This is a genomic window from Ochrobactrum soli (assembly GCF_003664555.1).
GTDB classification, from domain to species: domain Bacteria; phylum Pseudomonadota; class Alphaproteobacteria; order Rhizobiales; family Rhizobiaceae; genus Brucella; species Brucella teleogrylli.
The window spans coordinates 409,749-430,581 of record NZ_RCHH01000003.1 but is presented as its reverse complement, the minus strand read 5'-3'; the positions used below and the strand labels follow the sequence as shown (position 1 = coordinate 430,581).

Genomic DNA, 20,833 nt, shown 5'->3' with positions numbered 1-20,833 from the left:
CGCCACAAATTTGAACCTATGTTGCGCCAAGATTTGATTCAATCCCGTGAGCTGTCGCTCATCCCTTTACCGAATATGGGTTGCCAACGATGCGTTTCAAACTCTCAATTCCGGCATGGCTCTCGATTTTTGCGATCCTCGGATCGGTTTTTGCGGGCAGCGTCTATGCCCAGCAGGAGCCGACGCAGGAAGACCCGACCGGCCTTGAAGACGCCTTGCCGACCGAGCAGCTTTCGCAGGTCAAGGTTGTGGGCTTCGGCGACAGCCTGATGGCCGGTTATCTCCTGCCCGCCAATGCCGCCTTTCCGCAGCAGCTTGAAAAAGCGCTCAACGACAAGGGCGTCGAGGTTTCAATCGAAAATGCAGGCGTGTCGGGTGACACGACTACCGGGGGCCTGTCGCGCATCGACTGGTCTATCCCCGATGGAACCGATCTCGTCATTCTTGAACTCGGCGCTAACGATGCGCTGCGCGGCATCCAGCCCGACATCACGGAAAAGAATCTCGACGACATGCTGGCGCGTCTCAAGGAGCGCGGCATTGCCGTCATTCTGGCAGGCATGATGGCCCCGCCCAATATGGGTAAGGACTATGCCGCCAAGTTCAACCCCATCTATCCGAAGCTGGCGCAGAAATATGGCGTGCCGCTCTACCCGTTTTTCCTCGACGGCGTAGCAACCAAGAAGGAGCTTTTGCTCGAGGATGGCATGCACCCCAATGAAAAGGGTGTTGAAGCCATGGTGGCAAACTTTATGCCGACAATCGAAAAAAGCCTGTCCGATGTGCAAAACAAGGGGACATCAGGAGGCTGAAACCCGTTAGGGGCATAAACAGCTTGCCCCGGGAACCAAACGATGATTCGCTACGAATGCATCGACTTAGCCGAATCGACTTCTGACAGGTACGATGCTTTGACTCTCTAGGTTAGAGTGTCCTTTATGCGTCCACGACGCATAGCGCTCTGACACAGAACGCTTCGAGGAGGATGCCTTATGCCGCGTCTTTTCACTGCCCTCGAAATCCCGCGCGATGCTGCGCTCTCGCTGTCATTATTGCGAGGCGGTCTCCCCGGCGCACGCTGGATTGATGTCGAAAACTACCACATAACGCTGCGTTTTATCGGAGATGTGGAAGGCCATGTGGCCGACGAGATCGCCAATGCGCTCGACCGCGTACGGCGACCCGAATTCATGCTCAACCTGTCAGGCGTCAATGCTTTCGGCTCCAAAAAGCCGCACAGCATTTATGCGGGTGTATCCCCCTCGCCTGAACTCAACGCATTGCAGGCGGAAATCGAACGCATCTGCCAGAGGCTTCACATTCCCGCCGATCCGCGCAAATTCACTCCCCATGTGACCCTGGCGCGTCTTCGGAATGCCCGCATCGATGATGTGGTGCATTACCTGTCCTCACGCGGCAATTTCGCGACGCTACCCTTCAAGGTGGGGCGTTTCGTGCTGATGTCGTCGCGCGATTCCGTGGGCGGCGGACCTTACATCGTCGAGGAAGCTTGGCCTTTGGTGGCCCGTTCCAGCCAGAACTGGTCGGCCAATGCTTTCGAGGAAGCCAGAACCATCCGGTAAACCAGCTCGAAATCCCCGATGCCACCATAATAGGGATCGGGGATTTCAACCGGCTTTCCCTCGGCAATCTCGGTGAACAATCCGATACGGGCTGCAGCATTACCGGGCTTGCGCTCGGCTATCATCCGCATGTTGTAACGGTCCATTCCGAGGATGAGATCAAAGCGGCTGAAATCTCCCGCAGTCAGCTGACGGCAACGCTGCGCGGAAATATCAAGCCCGTGCACGGCTGCCACGCGCACCGAACGCTCATCTGGCGCTTCGCCAGTGTGATAACCGTTGGTGCCCGCCGAATCGATCAGCACATCGCGAATGCCGCGTGCTTCAAGCACCTGCCCCATCACGCCTTCGGCGAGCGGCGAACGGCAGATATTGCCCGCGCAGATGAAAAGAATGCTGGTCGGTTTCTCTATGGTCACGGAACCCTCGCGCTCATGATAAGTTAGTTCGAGAACCGCAACATAGGCGAAAGATGATGGCACGCAACCGGTTGACCGAAGACGAACTGAAACAGGCGTTGGCCGAACTGGATGGCTGGCAGAAGTTGGAGGATCGCGAGGCGATCACCAAGAGCTTCAAGTTCAAGGATTTCAGCGCTGCCTTCGGCTTCATGACACGGGCGGCACTTTATGCCGAAAAACTCGACCATCATCCAGAATGGTTCAACGTTTATAATCGCGTTGATGTCACGCTTGCGACCCATAGCGAAAATGGCGTTACCGAGCTGGACATCAAGATGGCGCGCAAGATGAACGCGATAGCTGTGCCTTAGAGCCTGAATCAAAACGCGGCATGTGTGTGCGAAAATGGTGATTTTCGAGTACCGGAGCGGAGCGTACTCAAGGTACGTGAGCACCGGCATGTAGAAAATTGCCATTTGCAGCCACACAGGGCGACTTTTGGAACAGGCTCTTAAACCTTTGAAATATAAACCATAATATTCTTCTTCTGGTAAGTGAAGCTGCCGTCGCGGTTTCGGCACGAATAGGGCAGCGCTTTGGTCAGATCGACGCGATCGCCCCAGTTCTGGCCGAGCGCGCCGCCATTGATGCTGCGGATAAAGACATCGCCGACTGCAATGGCCGAATGGAAAATATGCCCGGCCCGGACATCGTAGAAGCCGATGGCGCGGCCATAGGTAATGGCGGAATAGCCGTTCCATTGCTCTCCGGCACGGAAATTCAGCAGCGGAATCCAGTTCTGCCCGGAGGTTCCGCGCAAGGTATGCTCCGAAATGCCCGCCCCCAGAAGAAAGCGCATATAGGCCGTCGCGTCGTAGCAAACATTGTCTTTCACATCGACATTGATGTGGTCGCTCAAATCCTGCGCCGATGCGAGCTGGTTTCCGCGATAGAACTGACTTGTCCGGTCAGCACGGACAAAGTTCTCTCCATAGCCGGTAAGATGCATGAACAGTCTCCATTCAATCAGATCAACAAGCTGACCCAGCCCAAAACTGACCTTGGGCTGGCCGGACCTATATTCCTTTGATTTGGCATGGCCGTTGTAGCTGATGGTTCTTGCAGGATGCTCCCTGCCCTGAACGAGCAAAAACTTGAAAACCGGGTCGATTGCCCCCATTTTCGGTCGTGTCATTTTCGGCTCTGTTCACGCCGACATCTGACTGACAGGAGTTTGCACGACGATGGATAGCGTCAAAATTGGTGAAATCCTTGAACCCGGCAGCGAAAGCGATTTCAAGAAACGCAGCGAACGGGTGAAGCAAGGTTTCTGGAAGGCCGCGCGCCGCGCCGGTCGCATGGTGCCCTTCATGGATGAAGTGGTGGCCGCCTATTATTGCGCGCTCGACCAGAACACGCCGACACGCGTGCGTATGACCCTGATGGCGGCGCTCGCCTATTTCGTGCTGCCCTTCGACATTATCCCCGACATGCTGGTCGGCATCGGCTTTACCGACGACGTCGCCGTGCTGATGGCGGCGCTCACCGCCGTGCGCACGCATATTACGCCCGCGCATCGGCTCGCGGCGCGTCAGGCGTTGGAAGAAGGTAAGGGAGTAAGGGAGTAAGGGAGTAAGGGAGTAAGGGAGTAAGGGAGTAAGGGAGTAAGGATGCTCGCTTAATTGTGAAGTAAAACAATTCCCTATTCCCTTATTCCCCTACTCCCTTACTCCCTTATTTTCCAAACGCATGTCTTTATCCCAAAACCGGTTCCCACTTTTGGGAGACATGCTTTCCGTCATATTCCAGCCGCTTTCTTTGCATTGAAGTTGAGCGCGGGATGGCTACCAGCCCTTGCTCGTTCAAGTTTTCTTTCAAAACTTCACCGTTTGGTAACCCAGATTAAGGCACTTTAATCGGCAACTGAGCGGGGCGGCGTGTTGAACGGCGGCATCCCGATATTCGAGTTTGAAGCAAACGAAAGAGAACCGGTAAAAGACCATGCTTGGAAAATCGATCGTCGCGGCTTCGGTGTTTACGATTGCAATGGCGGGCTCGGCCCTCGCCCAGACACCGACCCAGATTAAACAGTTCGACGCCTGGGGCGCCTATAGCTACAAGGCTGGCAACGGCAAGGTTTGCTATGTCCTCTCCGTTCCGACTGTGAAGGCTCCCGCCTCGGTCGATCACGGTGACAATTTCTTCCTGATCAGCCAGAAGCCGGGCCAGAACATCTCGTTCGAGCCGCAGTTCATGGCCGGTTACGATCTGAACCCCAATGCCAAGGTTACCGTCAGCGTCGGCAGCAACCGCTTCACCATGTTCGTGAACGGCAAGTCGGGCTGGATGGAAAACGCCGCCGAAGAGCCGAAGCTCATCGCAGCCATGAAGTCCGGTCAGGATCTCAAGGTCGAGGCGCAGTCGAAGCGCGGCACCAAGACCAATTACACCTATTCGCTGAAGGGTGTTTCGGCAGCGCTTGCCGCGATCCAGAACTGCAAGTAAGCGACATTTCGTCGGATACGGACTGCTTTTTCAAAGCCGGAGCCTGTGCTCCGGCTTTTTTCTTCGTGCCTGTTCCGGCAATTCTGCATAACAGCCGGGATGATCGAACGGGATGACGGACGCCTTATTCTATGCTAAGAGCGCGCGAAACAAGGCTCGCATATGCAGATGACAGAGCCCATATATCCTCGCAATAAGGGCAATCGGGCCCAAATTGATCGGCGCGCGACATCGCGGTCGCCCCTTAACAGTTGAAAACAGATGTCTATTTCGTTCGATCTTACCATTGATGATACGCGCGACCAGCTGGCCCGCCATGTGCGCGCCAATCTGGACGCAAAGCCGTCGCTCATCGGCATGTCGCGCGAGGAAATGGCCGAAGCGCTCGTCAAGGCTGGCGTGCCGGAACGTCAGGTGAAGATGCGCATCAGCCAGCTCTGGCACTGGCTCTATGTGCGCGGCGTTTCCGATTTCGCCGATATGCGCAATATTTCCAAGGATTTGCGCGCCATGCTGGCGCAGCATTTCACCATTGCGCGCCCGGAAGTGGTCGAAGAGCAGATTTCGCAGGACGGCACCCGCAAGTGGCTGTTCCGATTTCCGCCGCGGGGCGCTGGCCGCCCGGTCGAGATCGAAAGCGTCTATATTCCCGAAGAAGGTCGCGGCACGCTGTGCGTTTCCAGCCAGGTCGGCTGCACGCTGACCTGCTCGTTTTGCCATACTGGCACGCAGAAGCTGGTGCGCAATCTAACTTCGGAAGAAATTCTGGCGCAGCTTCTGACCGCCCGCGACCGGCTCGGCGATTTCCCGGACAAGGACACGCCCGACGGTGCCATGGTGCCCGCCGAAGGCCGCAAGATCACCAATATCGTGATGATGGGCATGGGCGAGCCGCTCTATAATTTCGAGGAAGTGAAGAAGGCTCTCATTATCGCCTCGGATGGTGATGGCCTGTCGCTTTCCAAGCGTCGCATCACGCTTTCGACCTCCGGCGTGGTGCCTGAAATCTACCGCACCGGCGATGAAATCGGCGTGATGCTGGCGATTTCGCTCCATGCCGTGCGCGACGAGTTGCGCGACATCCTGGTGCCGATCAACAAGAAATATCCGCTGGAGCAGCTCATCAAGGCTTGCCGCGAATATCCCGGCCTGTCGAATGCCAAGCGCATCACATTCGAATATGTGATGCTGAAGGACATCAACGACAGCCTGGAAGATGCCAAGCTTCTGGTGAAGCTGTTGCAGGGCATTCCGGCCAAGATCAATCTCATTCCGTTCAATCCATGGCCCGGCACCAACTATCAGTGCTCGGACTGGGAACAGATCGAGCGCTTTGCCGATTACGTCAATGCAGCCGGTTATGCCTCGCCGATCCGCACGCCGCGTGGTCGCGACATTCTCGCCGCCTGCGGTCAGTTGAAGTCGGAATCGGAACGCATGCGCAAGAGCGAACGCCTTGCGCTGGAAGCCATGATGATCGCCGGACACGGCGAATAAACGGGGCGAATAACCCGATAAAGCGAGCGCGCATGAACGATACATTCGACTACATAATGCGCTTCGTCGTTATTCTTTTTGGCTATTGCTGCGGCTTGCTGGCAACCGGTTGGTTTCTGGCGGCAATCCTGTTTCGCAGCATCGGCGTTGATGCGCTGATGGACGATTTCGCGATGATGGCCGGGGCAGGCAATACGGAAGCCGCCAGCCTTTGGGCCACAACCAGCTTCTGGAGCAGCGTTTTCGTCGGCGGTTTCATCGTGGCCATGCTGGCAGGCGGCATCAGCTTCCTGCCAGCGGCCATCGTCATTCTGCTTGCCGAAGCACGCGGTTATCGCTCGTCGGTGTTTTATTGCGTTGTGGGCGCCATCATCGGCCTAGGAGCCGCGGGAACCGCTATTCCGTTTCGCGGATCGGACGACTGGCCGGAAATGCCGCTCTGGATTGCAGCCTTCGTCGGTGCGGGCATTGTCGGCGGCTTCATCTACTGGCTGATTGCAGGCCGCAATGCCGGACGGCTTTCCGACCGCCCGGCTGGGTAGATATCAGGTTATTTCGCCTGCGCGGTGATGATTTTCAGGGCGAAAGCCGAAAACACGCCCGCAAACAACCAATCCACAATGCGCGTGACCGTCGGGTTCTTCTTCAGGAGGCCCGCAAACCGGTCGGCTGCGACCACCATCGGAATGGTGAAGGGCAGCGCCAGCGGGATGAAGGACAGGCCGAGAAAGAACAATTTGCCCATTGCATGCGGGTCCGTTACGGAAACGAACTGCGGCAGGAAGGTCATGTTGAACAGAATGATCTTCGGGTTGAGCAGATTGATGCCAAGCCCGGTTGCCCAGTTCTGAACCAGCGTATGTTTCTTACCGCCGTTCTTTTCCGGCGAAAACGCCGAACCCTTGCGGATTGCCTGTACGGCGAGCCAGACGAGATAGCCCGCACCCACAACCTTCAGCACGGTGAAGGCAGCTGGAGACGCGATAATCAGTGCCGAAAGCCCCAGCGCCACCATGGTGGTGTGGATGACGATGCCGGTGCTTGCGCCAGCCATGCAGGCGAAACCGGCTGCCTTGCCTTCAGACAAGGCCCGTCCGACGAACAGCGTCATATCCGGGCCGGGTGTGATGGAAAGAATGGCGGTTGCAATCGCGAACTGGACGAAAATGGTCCATTCGGGAATGAAGGTCAGGTTTGTCAGGAACGACATGCGAAAAGCTCCGAAAATTCGCGGCAAGCTAACGCGAATCAAATCTCGCCGCTACTGGATTCTCGGGTCTTTTCGATAAGTCGCAGCCATCCGGCTTGCACGTCGCCTAGCAACTGATAAAAGGACAGCAACATCCAATTCCCAAGCCCTGCGGATGCTCTCCCCGAGCGGACAATGGGTCATCCATCGTATCGGAAGTTGACTATGAGCAAGTGGAAAGACGTTAAGAAAGTCGTGCTCGCCTATTCGGGCGGTCTCGACACCTCGATCATCCTGAAATGGCTTCAGACGGAACTCGGCGCGGAAGTCGTGACTTTCACCGCTGATCTGGGTCAGGGCGAAGAACTTGAACCGGCACGCAAGAAAGCGGAAATGCTGGGCATCAAGGAAATCTTCATTGAGGACGTGCGCGAAGAATTCGTGCGCGATTTCGTTTTCCCGATGTTCCGCGCCAATGCCGTCTATGAAGGCGTTTATCTGCTCGGCACGTCGATTGCCCGTCCGCTGATTTCCAAGCATCTCATCGAGATCGCCAAGAAGACCGGCGCAGACGCCATTGCGCATGGCGCAACGGGCAAGGGCAACGATCAGGTTCGCTTCGAGCTTTCCGCTTATGCGCTGAACCCGGACATCAAGATCATCGCTCCATGGCGCGACTGGTCGTTCAAGAGCCGCACGCATCTGCTCGAATTCGCTGAACAACACCAGATTCCGGTTGCCAAGGACAAGAAGGGCGAAGCGCCGTTCTCCGTCGACGCCAACCTGCTGCACTCCTCGTCCGAGGGCAAGGTTCTGGAAGATCCAGCACTCGAAGCACCCGAATATGTGCATATGCGCACCATTTCGCCGGAAGCAGCACCCGACAAGGCAACGATCATCAAGATCGGCTTTGAAAAGGGCGACGCCGTTTCGATCAATGGCCAGCGTCTTTCGCCTGCAACGCTGCTTGCCAAGCTAAACGAATATGGCCGCGACAACGGCATCGGTCGTCTCGACCTCGTGGAAAACCGCTTCGTCGGCATGAAGTCGCGCGGCGTCTACGAAACGCCCGGCGGCACGATCCTGCTGGCGGCCCACCGCGCCATCGAATCGATCACGCTCGACCGTGGCGCTGCTCACCTCAAGGACGAGCTGATGCCGCGCTATGCGGAGCTGATCTATTACGGCTTCTGGTTCTCGCCGGAGCGCGAAATGCTTCAGGCCGCAATCGATCTCAGCCAGAAGAACGTCGAAGGCGAAGTCACCCTCAAGCTCTACAAGGGCAATGTGATGGTGATCGGTCGCGAGTCGGACAAGTCGCTTTATTCCGACAAGCTCGTGACCTTCGAAGACGATCAGGGCGCTTACGACCAGAAAGACGCAGCAGGCTTCATCAAGCTCAACGCGCTGCGGTTGCGTACGCTGGCTGCCCGTGACCGCCGTTAGGTATTGATCTTCAGGCTCTGCTGGCCTGCAAATGGCAGTTTTCTGCGCTTCCGGTGCTCACGTACCTTTAAGTACGCTGCGCGCCGGTTCTCGAGGCCCACCATTTTCGGCTCACCGCGCCAGAATCTCAACGGCCTAAGGTCTACCGTTTTGGAAACGCCCTTCTCATCGGAGGGCGTTTTTCTTTGTCCTGAATTTTCTTGTTCCTTGAAGAATCCGACGCGCCCACAGGGATCGAACGTTTCCCTGCTTGACTCTTTTCAGAGTCGATTCAATACTAGAACAAATAGAGAACAATGACGGTTCCTGTCTCCGGAACCGCGCCAACAAACACAGACAGATTACAGGATTTTTGACGTGAGCGGCATCGACATCGCGACGTTGCGGCGCATGGTTACCGCCATTGAAGGCAACGATCCGCAAGGAAATTTTGCTGGCGATACAGTTGCCGGTTTCGGGCGCGAAAACAGTTTCGCGCTGGGCCACGCGGCGGCGGACGCGGCCTTTCCGCATGGGCTTGCTGGCGATGCCTTGCATGAGGTTTTCGCGGAAAATCCCGGTGCGCATATGGCGGCGACCGGCTTTGCGCTCGCCATGGCATTGCGCGCCACACAAAAGCAGCGACCGATCATCTGGATCGAGGAGGAAACGGCGACAAGCGAATATGGCGGGCTCTACCCGCCGGGGCTGCATGCTTTCGGCATCGCCCCGCACCGGTTGCTGATCGTGCGCTGTCCGAATGCGCAGGATGTGCTGAAGGCGGCCAATGATGTGCTGGAAGCAGGAACCGGCGGCAAGGCTTCGCATCTCGTCTCCGGCATCGTTGCCTCGATAACCGGCCAGCCGAAATGCCTCGACCTGACACCCTCACGTCGCCTGCTGCTGGCAGCGGAGACAGCGCAACTGCCGGTCATCCTGCTTCGAAGTCATCGCACCGGCGTGCAAAGCGCTGCCGTCAGCCGATGGCGTGTCGCGCCTGCGCCTTCTCGCTCCAGCGGGGCCAATGCGCCGGGAAAACCGGCCTTTCTGGCCATTCTGGAGCGCAACCGTCATGGCACATGCGGCCAGTGGATCATGGAATGGAACAATGAAACCCTTGAATTCGGCATCAGAGAACGGGAAGGAAGCGGCAGCGTCGGCATCCACCATGGCGTTCATGGCGCTGTGGTTTCCGTTCCTGCCGACGGACAGGCTGCACCGCGCCGGGCGATCTGATGCATCCTCCGGGCAAGCGTCCGACGCACTGCCGCTTGTCATTACCGAGCGCACCGCCAATGCGCTTCGGTTGACGGCCATCGACGTCAAGGCCGCCAAGCTCGGGCTTTATCCCGGCATGGCGCTGACCGATGCGCGGGCGCGTGTGGAAAGGCTTGATGTCGCCAATGCCGCGCCGGAGCGCGATGCCGCCCTGCTCAACAAAATGGCCCATTGGTGCGAACGCTATACGCCACTTGTCGCCTTCGATCCGCCGCACGGGCTGATGCTGGACATTACCGGCTGCGCGCATCTGTTCGGCGGACTGGTCGCCATGCATGCCGATGTGATCCAGCGCATCGAGCGCGCTGGTCTGCACGTGCGGGCAGCCATTACCGATAACAGTTTTGCGGCGCGGCTTCTCGCCCGTGGCACCAGAGGCGGCGTATTCGACAAGGCGCAGGCCGATGCCGTGTTGCCGCGCCTGCCGCTTTCCGCGCTTGAACTGGCCGATGCCGCTGAAACCGGCCTCAAGCGCGCGGGCCTGAAACGCATCGGCGATGTGATGGCGCTGCCGCGTGCAGCACTCACCGCGCGCTTTGGTCCCGATCTCGCCACCCGTCTCGGTCGCCTGACACGGCAGGAGCGCGCGCCCATCTCGCCGCTACGCATGGTGCCGCTCGCAACGGCAGAGCGCCGCCAGTCCGAGCCTCTGACCGCCATGGAACTGGTGGAGCGCATCTTGCAGGAATTGGCGCAGGAGCTGTTCGCCCGGCTTGAGATGGAAGGCAAAGGCGCGCTTTTGATCGAAGCATCCTTCTTCCGGGTCGATGGCGAGATACGCCATATCCGCATTGAAACCGGCCAGCCTCTGCGCGATGACAGGGTTTTTCTGCGTCTTGCGCGTGAAAGGCTTAATGCCCTCACCGATCCGCTGGATGCCGGTTTCGGTTTTGACATGATCAGGCTTGCCGCCTTGCGCAGTGCTGCGGTCACACAACGCCAGACCGGGCTGGACCAGCATGAGGAAGATGATGCCGGCTTCAGCCAGCTGATCGACCGTCTCTCGGCGCGTCTGGGGCCGGACCGCGTGCTGGTGCCTTTCGCACGCGATACGCATATGCCGGAGCGCGCTTTTGGCCTGCGCCCTGCCCTGCATGGCAGCCGCGCAAACCAGACCGGTTATGAAAGCAGCCCAACGCTGGCTGGTGACCCGCCAGCGCGCCCCATAAAACTGTTTCGCCCGCCGCAGCTGATCGAAAGCGTGGCGGAAGTGCCGGACAGCCCACCCTCATTCTTCCTGTGGCGACGGGTCCGCCATCATATTCGCCTTGCCGAAGGACCAGAGCGGATCGAACCGGAATGGTGGCTTTCTCTCGGTCATGACGTACCGGAACTGCGCGATTATTACCGGGTGGAAGATGTGAACGGCCAGCGTTTCTGGATTTTCCGCGAAGGTCTTTATGACGGCGCCAATCATCCGCGCTGGTTCCTGCATGGGTTGTTTGCCTGATGCCCCACATCGAGAAAAAACCCGCTTATTATGAAATGGCTGTCGCCAGCAATTTTTCGTTCCTGTGCGGTGCGTCGCACCCGCAGGAACTGGTGCTGCAAGCTCGCGATCTTGGCCTTTCCGGCATCGGCATTGCCGACCGCAACACGCTGGCCGGTGTGGTGCGGGCACATGCCGCCTGGAAGGATTTTCGCGACAAAAGCAATTTCCGGCTGTTCATCGGCTGCCGCTTGTCCTTCATCGACGGCACGCCGGATATGGTCGTCTATCCGCGTGACCGACCTGCCTATGGGCAATTATGCCGCCTTCTGACCGAAGGCAAAAGGCGCGCCGCCATCAAGGGTGAATGCCATCTGCTCTGGGCCGATCTGCTGTTTCGCGCCCGGCAGTTTCAAATCGCCGTCATGCCCCCGGAAGAGGATGACCCTGCCTTTCCGGCGCGTCTGTCGGAAATCGCCACGGCGGCACAAGGCTGCATCTGGCTGGCGCTTGCCATGCCACATCAGGGGCATGATGGACGCCGGGCCGAACGCATCGCCCGCTTTGCAGCCGATGCCGGTGTGCCGCTTCTCGCCACCAATGACGTACTCTATCACCACCCCAACCGCCGCGCGCTTCAGGATGTGCTGACGGCAACCCGCCATCACAGCACGGTTTTTGCCGCCGGGCGGCTGCTGGAGAAAAACGCCGAGCGCCATCTGAAACCAGCGCAGGAAATGGTGCGGCTGTTCCGCCAATATCCGCAGGCGATTGCCGCGACCGCCGATTTCATCGCGCCCATCACCTTCCAGCTCGACGAGTTGAAATATGATTATCCCGACGAGCCCGTGCCACCGGGAAAGACACCGCAACAGCATCTGCACGACCTTACCTGGGAGGGCGCTGCCAAGTTCTACGGATTGGGTAGCATACCGGAAAAGGTGCAGGCGCTGATCCACAAGGAACTGGCGCTGATCGAAAAGCTGCAATATGCGGCCTATTTCCTGACCGTCCATGACATTGTGCGCTATGCCCGCTCAAAAGAAATTTTGTGTCAGGGGCGCGGTTCGGCGGCCAATTCCGTCGTCTGCTTCTGTCTTGGCATAACCGGCGTGGACCCAACCGAAGTGGACCTGCTGTTCGAGCGCTTTATCTCTGCCGAGCGCCAGGAACCGCCGGATATCGACGTCGATTTCGAGCATGAGCGGCGCGAGCAGGTGATGCAATATGTGTATGAACGCTACACCACCGACCGTGCGGCGATTGTCGCGACTGTCATCAGCTATCGATCCCGCAGCGCGATCCGCGATGTCGGCAAGGCGCTGGGCCTGACGGAAGATGTGACGGCAGCCCTTGCCAATACGGTCTGGGGCATATCCGGCGGCGGCATCGACAAGCAGCATATTCGCCAGGCGGGTCTCGACCCCGACAATCCGGTCATCCGGCGCGCAGTGGAACTGGCCATTGAGCTGATCGGCTTTCCCCGTCATCTGTCGCAGCATGTGGGGGGCTTTGTGCTCACACGCGACCGTCTGGACGAGACCGTGCCCATCGGCCCGGCGGCCATGGAAGACCGCTATTTCATCGAATGGGACAAGGATGACATCGATGAAGTGGGGCTGATGAAAGTGGATGTGCTGTCACTCGGCATGCTCACCTGCATTCGCAAGGCTTTCGACCTCATTCATCAGCACAAGCCGCAGCTTTATGGCGGTCAAAAGCAGACCCTCGCCACCCTGCCGCGCAAAGACAAGGCCGTCTACGACATGCTTTGCAAGGGGGATTCGCTCGGCGTGTTTCAGGTGGAAAGCCGCGCTCAGATGAACATGCTGCCGCGTCTGCAACCGCAGGAGTTTTACGATCTGGTCATTCAGGTCGCTATCGTGCGTCCCGGCCCGATTCAGGGCGATATGGTGCATCCTTATCTGAGACGAAGAAGCGGACAGGAGCCCAACATCTTGCCGTCACCAGCCCCCGAACACGGCCCACCGGACGAGTTGCAACAGATATTGGACAAGACCAAAGGCGTGCCGCTATTTCAGGAACAGGCGATGCGCATTGCCATCGAAGCGGCAAAGTTCACGCCCGACGAAGCCAACCAGCTTCGCCGCGCCATGGCGACTTTCCGCAAGATGGGCACCATCCACACCATGGAGAAAAAGATGATCGACGGCATGGTCAATCGCGGCTACGACCGGAGCTTTGCCGAGAATTGTTTCAACCAGATCAAGGGCTTCGGTGAATATGGCTTCCCCGAAAGCCATGCGGCCAGCTTTGCGCATCTGGTCTATATTTCCGCGTGGATCAAGCATCATCACCCGGAAGTCTTTGCCGCCGCCCTGCTCAATTCGCAGCCGATGGGCTTTTATGCGCCAGCGCAGATCGTGCGTGACGCGCGCGAACATGACGTGACGGTCCTGCCCGTCGATGTGAATTTCAGTGCGTGGGATAATCTTCTGGAAGACATTCCCGGTCCGCGCCCTGCTGTGCGGCTCGGCTTTCGCCAGATCGACGGTTTTTCAAAACGTGACACCGAACTACTGCTTGCCGACCGGCATGAGCCTTATCGCACCATCGAGGACATGCATCGCCGTCTGCGCCTCGACCGGCGCGCCTTCACCGCGCTGGCCGATGCCGATGCTTTCGGCTCGCTCGATATCGACCGCCGCGCAGCACTTTGGGCCGTGCGCCGCCTGCCCAATGACGAAACCCTGCCGCTGTTCCGGGCCGCCGCCACCAGCGAACTGGCGGAAGAGCCGCGCACGAAGCTGCCCGAAATGGCGGCATCCGAACATGTCATTGCCGATTACGAGACGACCCGGCTTTCGCTGAAAGGGCATCCGCTGCAATATTTGCGCGAAGGGCTGGCGGCAGAAGGTGTCTCCACCTGTCGCGCCGTGCAGGAGGGTGCCGATGGTCGCCGGATGAAAGTGGCGGGCGTCGTGACTGTGCGCCAGCGCCCCGGCAGCGCGAAGGGTGTTGTGTTTCTCACCATCGAGGATGAGACCGGCATTGCCAATATCGTTGTCTGGCCGAAAATCATGAAAGCGTTTCGCCGTGAGGTGATGGGCGCACGCCTGATCCGCATCGAAGGCCGCATCCAGCGCAGCCCGGAGGGTGTGGTGCATCTGGTGGCGGCCAGGATCGAAGACCGCTCCAGCGCCCTGATGGATCTGAGCGGGCGCGAGGCGCAACGCCTCGTCGCGCCGTCACAAATGGCGCATCACCCGAGAAATGTGCGGATCATGCCGAAGTCGCGAGACTTCCATTGAGAATTTCAGTTCCAGGCACCGACAAAAAACACCGCACAATAATGCAGCATCGCCCCGACGACGACAAAGCCATGCCAGATGGCGTTCTGGAAACGCAGCCGCTGCCAGACGTGAAAGATCACGCCCAGCGAATAAACAATGCCGCCCGCCGCGATCAGCCAGAACACGGTCTTCGGCAGCGATTGAGTAATCGTGTCGTAGACCATGATGCCACTCCATCCGAGCGCCAGATAAAGCAGGATCGACAGCCGGTCGAAACGACCGGGCAGAAAAAGCTTCAGCATGATGCCGACGAAAGCCACGCCCCAGACGAAGAGCAAAAGTGGCACGGCGCGATCCCCCATATGCATGGCGAAGGGCGTATAGGTTCCGGCAATCAGCAGATAGATGGCCGAGTGATCGAACCGGCGCAGGAACCATTTGGTCGGCGAGACGGGCCAGATATTATAGACCGCCGAAATGCCAAGCGCGCCCAGAAGGCTTGCCAGATAGACGCTGGACGAAATCGAGGTCGTTGCGGAACTGTTCGGCAGAAAATAGATCAGCATGGCAACCGCACCGGCGAAAGCCAGCGCCACGCCAAGCACATGGATAACACCATCCGCCCAGAGTTCGGCCTTGTCGTAATGCCATTTGATGGAATGTGGCAGCTTCATAATCTTCGCCCTGTCCGGTCTTCGGACAGGGAACTACCTTCGCTTTGCAGCGTCAAGATGACAGTTAAACGCATTGTGCTTTCCAAAAATCGATTCCGATTTTTGGGCCGATGCGCCAGTCGATATGGGGAATTAAACCGGCGACCAAGCGCCGCCGGGAGAAGCTTATTGTGCTGGCGTGTAGGACGCCTGGATCGGTGCAACACCCGGCAGCGGCGCCGAAGAACCGCTTGGCAGGGACACCGGTTCGATGGCAGCCGCGGCATCGCGGGTCGGACCGTTGCGGAAACCGCCGTCCATGCCGGTTTCTTCCAGCATGCCCTTGCGCTTGGCATCGTAATAATAGCCGCGTGCATAGAAACGCACGGCCTGGCTTTCATTGCCACCCGCAACCTTATATGCGCCCGACAGATAGCGAACGGCATATTTCAGGTTGGTTTCGGCATCGAGCAAGCCCTTCGGCGCACCCGTATAGCCCATGCCGCGTGCGGTCGGATGGCTGATCTGCATCAGACCCCAATAGGGACCGTTGCGCGCACCGGGATTGAAGCGGCTTTCGCGATGCACGACGCGGCGCACCAGACGCTCAGGCACATCATAAGCGACGGAATATTTGGCAATCAGCGCATCGAGATTTTTCGGCGCGCTCTCCGGCGTTTCAAACGCCATATTGGCGGCAACCGAGGCAGGCGAAGCGGCGGCACGTGCCCCTGCATAGGCCATCATCGGCTGCGAAACGCCGCGTTCGCCCGGAATAGGAACCGCGGCAGGCAGAACCGGCTCGGCAGAAGCAACAGCCTCGACACCAGCAGCCGGTACGCCAGGAACAGCAGCGCCGTCCGTCGTGGTGGCAGCGGCAATCGCGGCAGCACCGCCCGTTGCAGCCGGACCAGCGGCCATGGCCGTTGCGGTCGCGCCGACAGCGGCATTGGCGACTGGTGCAGGGGAAGCCGCAGCGCCGGGAACGGCAGTGCCAGCGGCGGCCACGGCAACAGTCTTCGCATCAGTCGCCTGTGGGGCGCCCGGTGCAGCGGTCTGCGTTGCAGCATCCGTTGGGGAAATCAGCGCCGTTTTCACGGGCTTGCCGTCATTGGTGGTGTTGCAGGCGCTCAGCGCCACGGCGCAGCCCAAAAGCAGGACACCCTTGCCGAGAAGGGAAGCGGATATAGAAGAAAAAAGCGCGAAACGCATGGCTGGACCCGTTCTCAGGAATCGAAATCTTTTTCGATGCGTTTTTCAAGCTCGACCAGATCGTCAGGCAGCGGCAAACCGTTCGCACGGAGCGCATTCAGCTTTTCGCGAACCGTTTCGCGGATTTCATGGGCGTCCTGCGGCTGATTCACCATTTGCTCAAACAGCAGCGCAATTTCCGCCTTGATGTCCTCGAATGCCATCCAGATCCTCTTGGCTTAACGGCCTCCAGGAAGCCCGTTGCAGTCAATATTCTTTCGGTCGATGACAGTTCTGTACCATGCAAAAGACGAAAAACGGAAGCGCTAAACGTCTGGGTCGCGCCAAAATGAATATTTCAAATGGTAACAAAAGGATTAACGCGCTCAGAGAATGCGCGGCAGCATCGTATCTATCACATTGAAATCCAATGCAAATATTCCAAGATCGTCGAAGTCCAGTCCACCATTCGGATCGAACAGATAAATGCTCATCCAGATGAGCGCGATGACCAGCAAAATGGCCAGAATCGTGAGAATCAAAAGGCGTTTGCCGAGCGCCGCCTTGCGACCCGCCCCCTGTTTTGAATGCTTGGCCATCGTCACTTGTCGCCTCGGCTTTGCTGCTTCGGCGTGGTATCGAACGCGCTAATCATCATTGGTCGCGTTCAGTTCTTCCGGCGGTGTGCCGTGTTCTGGCACCGCGGGCAGATAGCCTTCATGGACCAGCCATTTGCGCAAAATCAGCGTTATGGCTTCTGTCAGGTTCAGACCCGGGTGCTTTTCAGCGATGACGCGCTCCAAAGCATCATGCACGTCATCGGGAAGATAGGTGCTCATTCTGTCTCCTCCGCTTAGAGCGCATTTCGATCTGATTGAATCAGATCGGCGCTCTGGTCCTTTGCTTTAACGCGCATCTTGACCGAAAACCGGTTCCCACTTTTCGGAATGCGCTGTAGTCCTTTGCTTTAGCGCGCATCTTGTCCGAAAACCGGTTCCCACTTTTCGGGATGCGCTTTATAGAAAATCAGGCAACCGTAACCGACAAGCTGCCGACACCATCCACCTTGCCCACAAGGTGGTCGCCGCGCTGCACGGGGCCGACGCCTGCGGGGGTGCCTGTAAATATAAGATCGCCCGGTTGCAGCTCAAAGAGCGACGAAAGATAGGAGATCGTTTCCGCCACTTTCCAGATCATCTGGTTGAGGTCGCCAGACTGGCGCGTCTCGCCATTGATGGACAGCGAAATCGATGCCGACTGCGGATGGCCGACATCCGATACTGGCGCGATGGCAGAGCATGGCGCGGAATGCTCGAATGCCTTGGCGACTTCCCACGGGCGACCGGCCTTCTTGGCGACCGCTTGCAAGTCGCGCCGCGTCATGTCGATGCCCACCGCATAGCCATAAACGTGATCCAGCGCCTGTTCGACCGGAATATCGATGCCGCCAGTCTTCAATGCGACCACAAGCTCGATTTCGTGATGCACATCCTCGGTCTTGGGCGGATAGGGAAAATCGCCGCCATTGATCACCAGACTGTCAGGGTTTTTCTGGAAGAAGAACGGCGGATTGCGGGTCGGATCGCCGCCCATTTCGATGGCGTGATCGGCATAATTCTGACCGACGCAATAGATGCGATGCACGGGAAAAGCTGCGTCCGTGCCCTTCACGGGCAGAATAGGCTGCGGGCGCGGCGCGAAGACATAATCGGTCATTGGGGATTATTCCGATCGGAAATTGCAGGATGCTACGATTTTTCCCCATCATGCAGGCGCATGCGCATCCTCGCAAGCCTTGAAAACAGCAATTCCCCATTATCGCCCATCCGTCGCGACCACAAATTCCGCTTGGCGCGATTGGCTCACGACAAGCTTAGCGTTCGGAATATCGTTGGACAATGCGCGGCTGCGCGCCGTCTCCTCGTCGAAACCAAAAGAGAGCCAGCGGTCGATCAACCGCCGCTCCAGCACCGGAAAAGGCACATCGAGACGGATTGTCATGTCGAAAAACGGCGCAAGTCCCGACCATGGTTCCTGATCGAGCAGCAGGTAATTGCCCTCAACCAGAAGCACGCGATGCTCGGGCCCGACCACTGAGGCCGCCGCGCGGGAAAGCTCCAGCGAACGGTCGAACACAGGAATGAACACTTCGTCGCGTGCATGTTTCAGCCGTTCCAACAGGGCGGCAAAACCGGCGCAATCGAAGGTCGGCGGCGACCCCTTGCGACTGCGCAACCCGCGCTGATCGAGAATCACGTCATCAAGGTGAAACCCGTCCATCGGCACGACGATGGATGGGCCATCAGCGCCCTTGTTGAGCGCCACGCGCAGTTCTTCCGCGATGGTGGATTTGCCTGCGCCCGGAGGACCCGCAATGGCGACGATCAGCCGGCTATCCACCTTCGAAAGCCGCGCAAGAATTTCTGAAGGCAAGGCTTCGCGGTCAATAGGCGTCATGTCCGATTTCCGTTTCGTGGTCGTGCGGACAGATGTCCCGATTCGTGCAGCCCGCTCAAGGGAGTTAGGCAGCTTCGGCCTTCGGTCGCATTGCACCCGTCATCAGAGCCACAGCGTCCGACATGGAATATTCCTTCGGGTCAATCACCGTCAGGCGACGTCCGAGCCGGTGAATATGGATGCGGTCGGCCACTTCGAACACATGCGGCATGTTATGCGAGATGAGCACAATCGGCATGCCCCGCGCCTTCACGTCGAGGATCAGTTCCAGCACGCGGCGCGATTCCTTGACGCCAAGCGCTGCCGTCGGCTCATCCATGATCACGACCTTGGACCCGAAAGCGGCAGCGCGCGCCACGGCAACGCCCTGACGCTGGCCGCCGGACAGCGTTTCCACCGCTTGACCGATATTCTGGATGGTCATCAGGCCCAGCTCCGTCAGCTTGTCGCGGGCGATCTTTTCCATCGCGCCGCGATCGAGCATGCGAAACAGCGAACCGAGCGGTCCCTTGCGGCGGATTTCCCGCCCGAGAAACAGATTGTCAGCAATCGAAAGCGCAGGCGACAAAGCGAGGTTCTGATAAACCGTCTCGATGCCCGCATGGCGTGCTTCCATCGGCGAATGGAAACTGACCGGTTTTCCGTCGAGCTTGATCTCGCCTTCGTCGGGCTTGATCGCGCCAGACAGCGCCTTGATCAGCGAGGATTTACCGGCGCCATTGTCGCCGATAACGGCGAGGATTTCGCCCGGATAGAGATCGAAATCGGCATGGTCGAGCGCGGTAACGCGCCCGTAACGCTTGACCAGACCCTTTGCCGAGAGAACAGGTGTAGCCGAGGTTTTCATGCGGCAGCCTTTCTGATCCATTGGTCGATAGCGACGGCGGCGATGATGAGAACGCCGATCAGGAGATAGGTCCATTGCGGATCGGTGCCCCACAGGCGCAAGCCAAGCGAAAATACGCCGACGATCAGCGCGCCGAACATGGTGCCGAGGATCGAGCCGCGCCCGCCGAAGAGCGAAATGCCGCCGATCACCACAGCCGTGATGGATTCGATATTGGCGAACTGGCCTGCGGTCGGCGACACGGAGCCAAGGCGGCCAATCATCGCCCAACCGGCCAGAGCGCAGATGATACCGGCCAGAACATAGACGGACATCAGGATCGGTTTGACCGAAACGCCCGACAGCTTTGCCGCCTCCGGATCGTCGCCAATGGCATAGACATGGCGGCCCCAGGCGGTGTGGTTCAGCACATACCAGAGCAGCAGCACCAGAAGCACCATGGCGATGACGCCATAGGTGAAGACAGCGCCACCGACACGAATGCTCTCGCCGAAGAATTGCAAGATTGGCGCTTGCGCGGTTATTTCCTGCGCGCGGATGGTTTCATTGGCCGAATAGAGGAAATTTGTGGCCAGAATCACCTGCCACATTCCGAGCGTGACGATGAAGGGCGGCAGGCGGACATAGGCCACCAGAAAGCCGTTGATAAAGCCGCACAGTGCGCCGGTGGCAAAGCCAAGCACGATGGAAAGCTCGGCTGGCAGGCCATAGCGGAAGGTGAACTGGCCCATCACCACCGATGACAGCACCATGATCGCGCCGACCGAAAGATCGATACCGGCGGTGAGGATAACCAGCGTTTGCGCTGCGGCCACGATGCCGGTGATGGCGACCTGCTGGAGAATGAGCGTGAGCGCGAAGGCGGAGAAGAATTTGCCGCCCAATGTGACGCCAAACACCACCAGCGACAGGACCAGCACGATCAGCGGCACGGCTGCCGGATTGTGATGCAGGAAATTCCGCATCCGATAAAGCGCCGACTGGTCACCCGCATCAAAGGAGGCCACGTCGGATGCGCTTTGCGAAAGGGTCGTTTCAAACGCCTGCATCGACGGTTTTTGTGCAGCGGAAGCCGCCTCTGGCTCACTCATGATTATCTCCTGCTTTCAGCTGCAAAACGGTCC

At 58.5% G+C, this 20,833-nt stretch carries 23 protein-coding genes; 11 read left to right on the top strand and 12 right to left on the bottom strand.

Translation table 11 applies throughout. The features are described 5' to 3' along the window. Positions 1-89: 89 nt before the first annotated feature. Together D8666_RS07470 and thpR are read left to right on the top strand one after the other, a co-directional pair. Positions 90-812: an arylesterase gene (locus D8666_RS07470; RefSeq protein WP_109368126.1), complete on the top strand. Its 723-nt coding sequence runs from the start codon at positions 90-92 to the stop codon at positions 810-812. A gap of 180 nt (positions 813-992) precedes the next feature. Further along, entirely contained in the window at positions 993-1,583 is a 591-nt protein-coding gene (gene thpR, locus D8666_RS07465) for an RNA 2',3'-cyclic phosphodiesterase (RefSeq protein ID WP_109368125.1), read from the top strand. Here the strand turns inward: thpR and D8666_RS07460 are convergent. Then, positions 1,493-2,002, bottom strand: coding sequence for a low molecular weight protein-tyrosine-phosphatase (locus D8666_RS07460; RefSeq protein ID WP_109368124.1), 510 nt, complete (start codon positions 2,000-2,002; stop codon positions 1,493-1,495). The genes thpR and D8666_RS07460 overlap by 91 nt on opposite strands. A gap of 56 nt (positions 2,003-2,058) precedes the next feature. Between D8666_RS07460 and D8666_RS07455 the strand changes: the two genes are divergently transcribed. Beyond that, on the top strand, positions 2,059-2,355 hold the full coding sequence (locus D8666_RS07455) for a 4a-hydroxytetrahydrobiopterin dehydratase (RefSeq protein WP_109368123.1): 297 nt from the start codon (positions 2,059-2,061) through the stop codon (positions 2,353-2,355). 140 nt (positions 2,356-2,495) lie between these two features. On the opposite strand, the gene D8666_RS07450 is transcribed toward D8666_RS07455, so the two are convergent. Then, positions 2,496-3,179 (bottom strand): hypothetical protein, encoded by a 684-nt coding sequence (locus D8666_RS07450; RefSeq protein ID WP_235858898.1) that lies wholly within the window; start codon positions 3,177-3,179, stop codon positions 2,496-2,498. 49 nt (positions 3,180-3,228) lie between these two features. Here D8666_RS07450 and D8666_RS07445 point away from each other — a divergent pair, with 49 nt between their 5' ends. From D8666_RS07445 to D8666_RS07425, 4 genes are all read left to right on the top strand, one after another. Beyond that, on the top strand, positions 3,229-3,612 hold the full coding sequence (locus D8666_RS07445) for a YkvA family protein (RefSeq protein WP_109368122.1): 384 nt from the start codon (positions 3,229-3,231) through the stop codon (positions 3,610-3,612). A 373-nt stretch (positions 3,613-3,985) separates the two neighbouring features. Next, a complete protein-coding gene (locus tag D8666_RS07440; protein ID WP_113533733.1) occupies positions 3,986-4,489 on the top strand; it encodes an invasion associated locus B family protein in 504 nt (167 codons plus the stop codon). A gap of 261 nt (positions 4,490-4,750) precedes the next feature. Further along, entirely contained in the window at positions 4,751-5,986 is a 1,236-nt protein-coding gene (rlmN, locus tag D8666_RS07430; RefSeq protein ID WP_121537042.1) for a dual-specificity RNA methyltransferase RlmN, read from the top strand. A 32-nt stretch (positions 5,987-6,018) separates the two neighbouring features. Continuing rightward, positions 6,019-6,528 carry a hypothetical protein gene (locus D8666_RS07425; protein WP_121537040.1) on the top strand — a complete coding sequence of 170 codons (510 nt, stop codon included), beginning with the start codon at positions 6,019-6,021 and terminating at the stop codon, positions 6,526-6,528. 8 nt (positions 6,529-6,536) lie between these two features. On the opposite strand, the gene D8666_RS07420 is transcribed toward D8666_RS07425, so the two are convergent. Then, on the bottom strand, positions 6,537-7,196 hold the full coding sequence (locus tag D8666_RS07420) for a LysE family translocator (RefSeq protein WP_109368120.1): 660 nt from the start codon (positions 7,194-7,196) through the stop codon (positions 6,537-6,539). A gap of 204 nt (positions 7,197-7,400) precedes the next feature. On the opposite strand from D8666_RS07420, the gene D8666_RS07415 reads away from it, so the two are divergent. From D8666_RS07415 to D8666_RS07400, 4 genes are all read left to right on the top strand, one after another. Continuing rightward, positions 7,401-8,621 (top strand): argininosuccinate synthase, encoded by a 1,221-nt coding sequence (locus D8666_RS07415; protein ID WP_109368119.1) that lies wholly within the window; start codon positions 7,401-7,403, stop codon positions 8,619-8,621. Between the two features lie 357 nt (positions 8,622-8,978). Next, positions 8,979-9,836, top strand: coding sequence for an ImuA family protein (locus D8666_RS07410; protein ID WP_121537038.1), 858 nt, complete (start codon positions 8,979-8,981; stop codon positions 9,834-9,836). A 40-nt stretch (positions 9,837-9,876) separates the two neighbouring features. Then, positions 9,877-11,328 (top strand): Y-family DNA polymerase, encoded by a 1,452-nt coding sequence (locus D8666_RS07405; protein ID WP_109370138.1) that lies wholly within the window; start codon positions 9,877-9,879, stop codon positions 11,326-11,328. Further along, entirely contained in the window at positions 11,328-14,579 is a 3,252-nt protein-coding gene (locus tag D8666_RS07400; RefSeq protein ID WP_109368117.1) for an error-prone DNA polymerase, read from the top strand. The genes D8666_RS07405 and D8666_RS07400 overlap by 1 nt, the downstream gene beginning before the upstream one ends. A 5-nt stretch (positions 14,580-14,584) precedes the next feature. On the opposite strand, the gene trhA is transcribed toward D8666_RS07400, so the two are convergent. The 9 genes from trhA to D8666_RS07355 all read right to left on the bottom strand — a co-directional run bounded on the left by trhA (position 14,585) and on the right by D8666_RS07355 (position 20,800). Further along, positions 14,585-15,235, bottom strand: a complete 651-nt coding sequence (trhA, locus tag D8666_RS07395) for a PAQR family membrane homeostasis protein TrhA (protein WP_109368116.1) — start codon at positions 15,233-15,235, stop codon at positions 14,585-14,587. A gap of 165 nt (positions 15,236-15,400) precedes the next feature. Then, the gene (locus D8666_RS07390; protein WP_109368115.1) at positions 15,401-16,426 is read right to left on the bottom strand and encodes a lytic transglycosylase domain-containing protein; all 1,026 of its coding nucleotides are present in this window, start codon (positions 16,424-16,426) and stop codon (positions 15,401-15,403) included. 14 nt (positions 16,427-16,440) lie between these two features. Beyond that, positions 16,441-16,629 carry a hypothetical protein gene (locus tag D8666_RS07385; protein ID WP_078339953.1) on the bottom strand — a complete coding sequence of 63 codons (189 nt, stop codon included), beginning with the start codon at positions 16,627-16,629 and terminating at the stop codon, positions 16,441-16,443. Positions 16,630-16,791: 162 nt separating this feature from the next. Continuing rightward, positions 16,792-17,004 (bottom strand): hypothetical protein, encoded by a 213-nt coding sequence (locus D8666_RS07380; RefSeq protein WP_078339952.1) that lies wholly within the window; start codon positions 17,002-17,004, stop codon positions 16,792-16,794. A 48-nt stretch (positions 17,005-17,052) separates the two neighbouring features. Continuing rightward, positions 17,053-17,244, bottom strand: coding sequence for a hypothetical protein (locus D8666_RS07375; protein WP_109368114.1), 192 nt, complete (start codon positions 17,242-17,244; stop codon positions 17,053-17,055). Between the two features lie 187 nt (positions 17,245-17,431). Beyond that, positions 17,432-18,121: a fumarylacetoacetate hydrolase family protein gene (locus D8666_RS07370; RefSeq protein ID WP_109368113.1), complete on the bottom strand. Its 690-nt coding sequence runs from the start codon at positions 18,119-18,121 to the stop codon at positions 17,432-17,434. Between the two features lie 99 nt (positions 18,122-18,220). Continuing rightward, a complete protein-coding gene (locus D8666_RS07365; RefSeq protein ID WP_109368112.1) occupies positions 18,221-18,862 on the bottom strand; it encodes a nucleoside/nucleotide kinase family protein in 642 nt (213 codons plus the stop codon). A 64-nt stretch (positions 18,863-18,926) separates the two neighbouring features. Further along, entirely contained in the window at positions 18,927-19,709 is a 783-nt protein-coding gene (locus tag D8666_RS07360) for an ATP-binding cassette domain-containing protein (protein ID WP_109368111.1), read from the bottom strand. Then, positions 19,706-20,800 carry an ABC transporter permease gene (locus D8666_RS07355; protein ID WP_109368110.1) on the bottom strand — a complete coding sequence of 365 codons (1,095 nt, stop codon included), beginning with the start codon at positions 20,798-20,800 and terminating at the stop codon, positions 19,706-19,708. Before D8666_RS07355 ends, D8666_RS07360 begins: the two co-directional genes overlap by 4 nt. Positions 20,801-20,833: the final 33 nt, after the last annotated feature.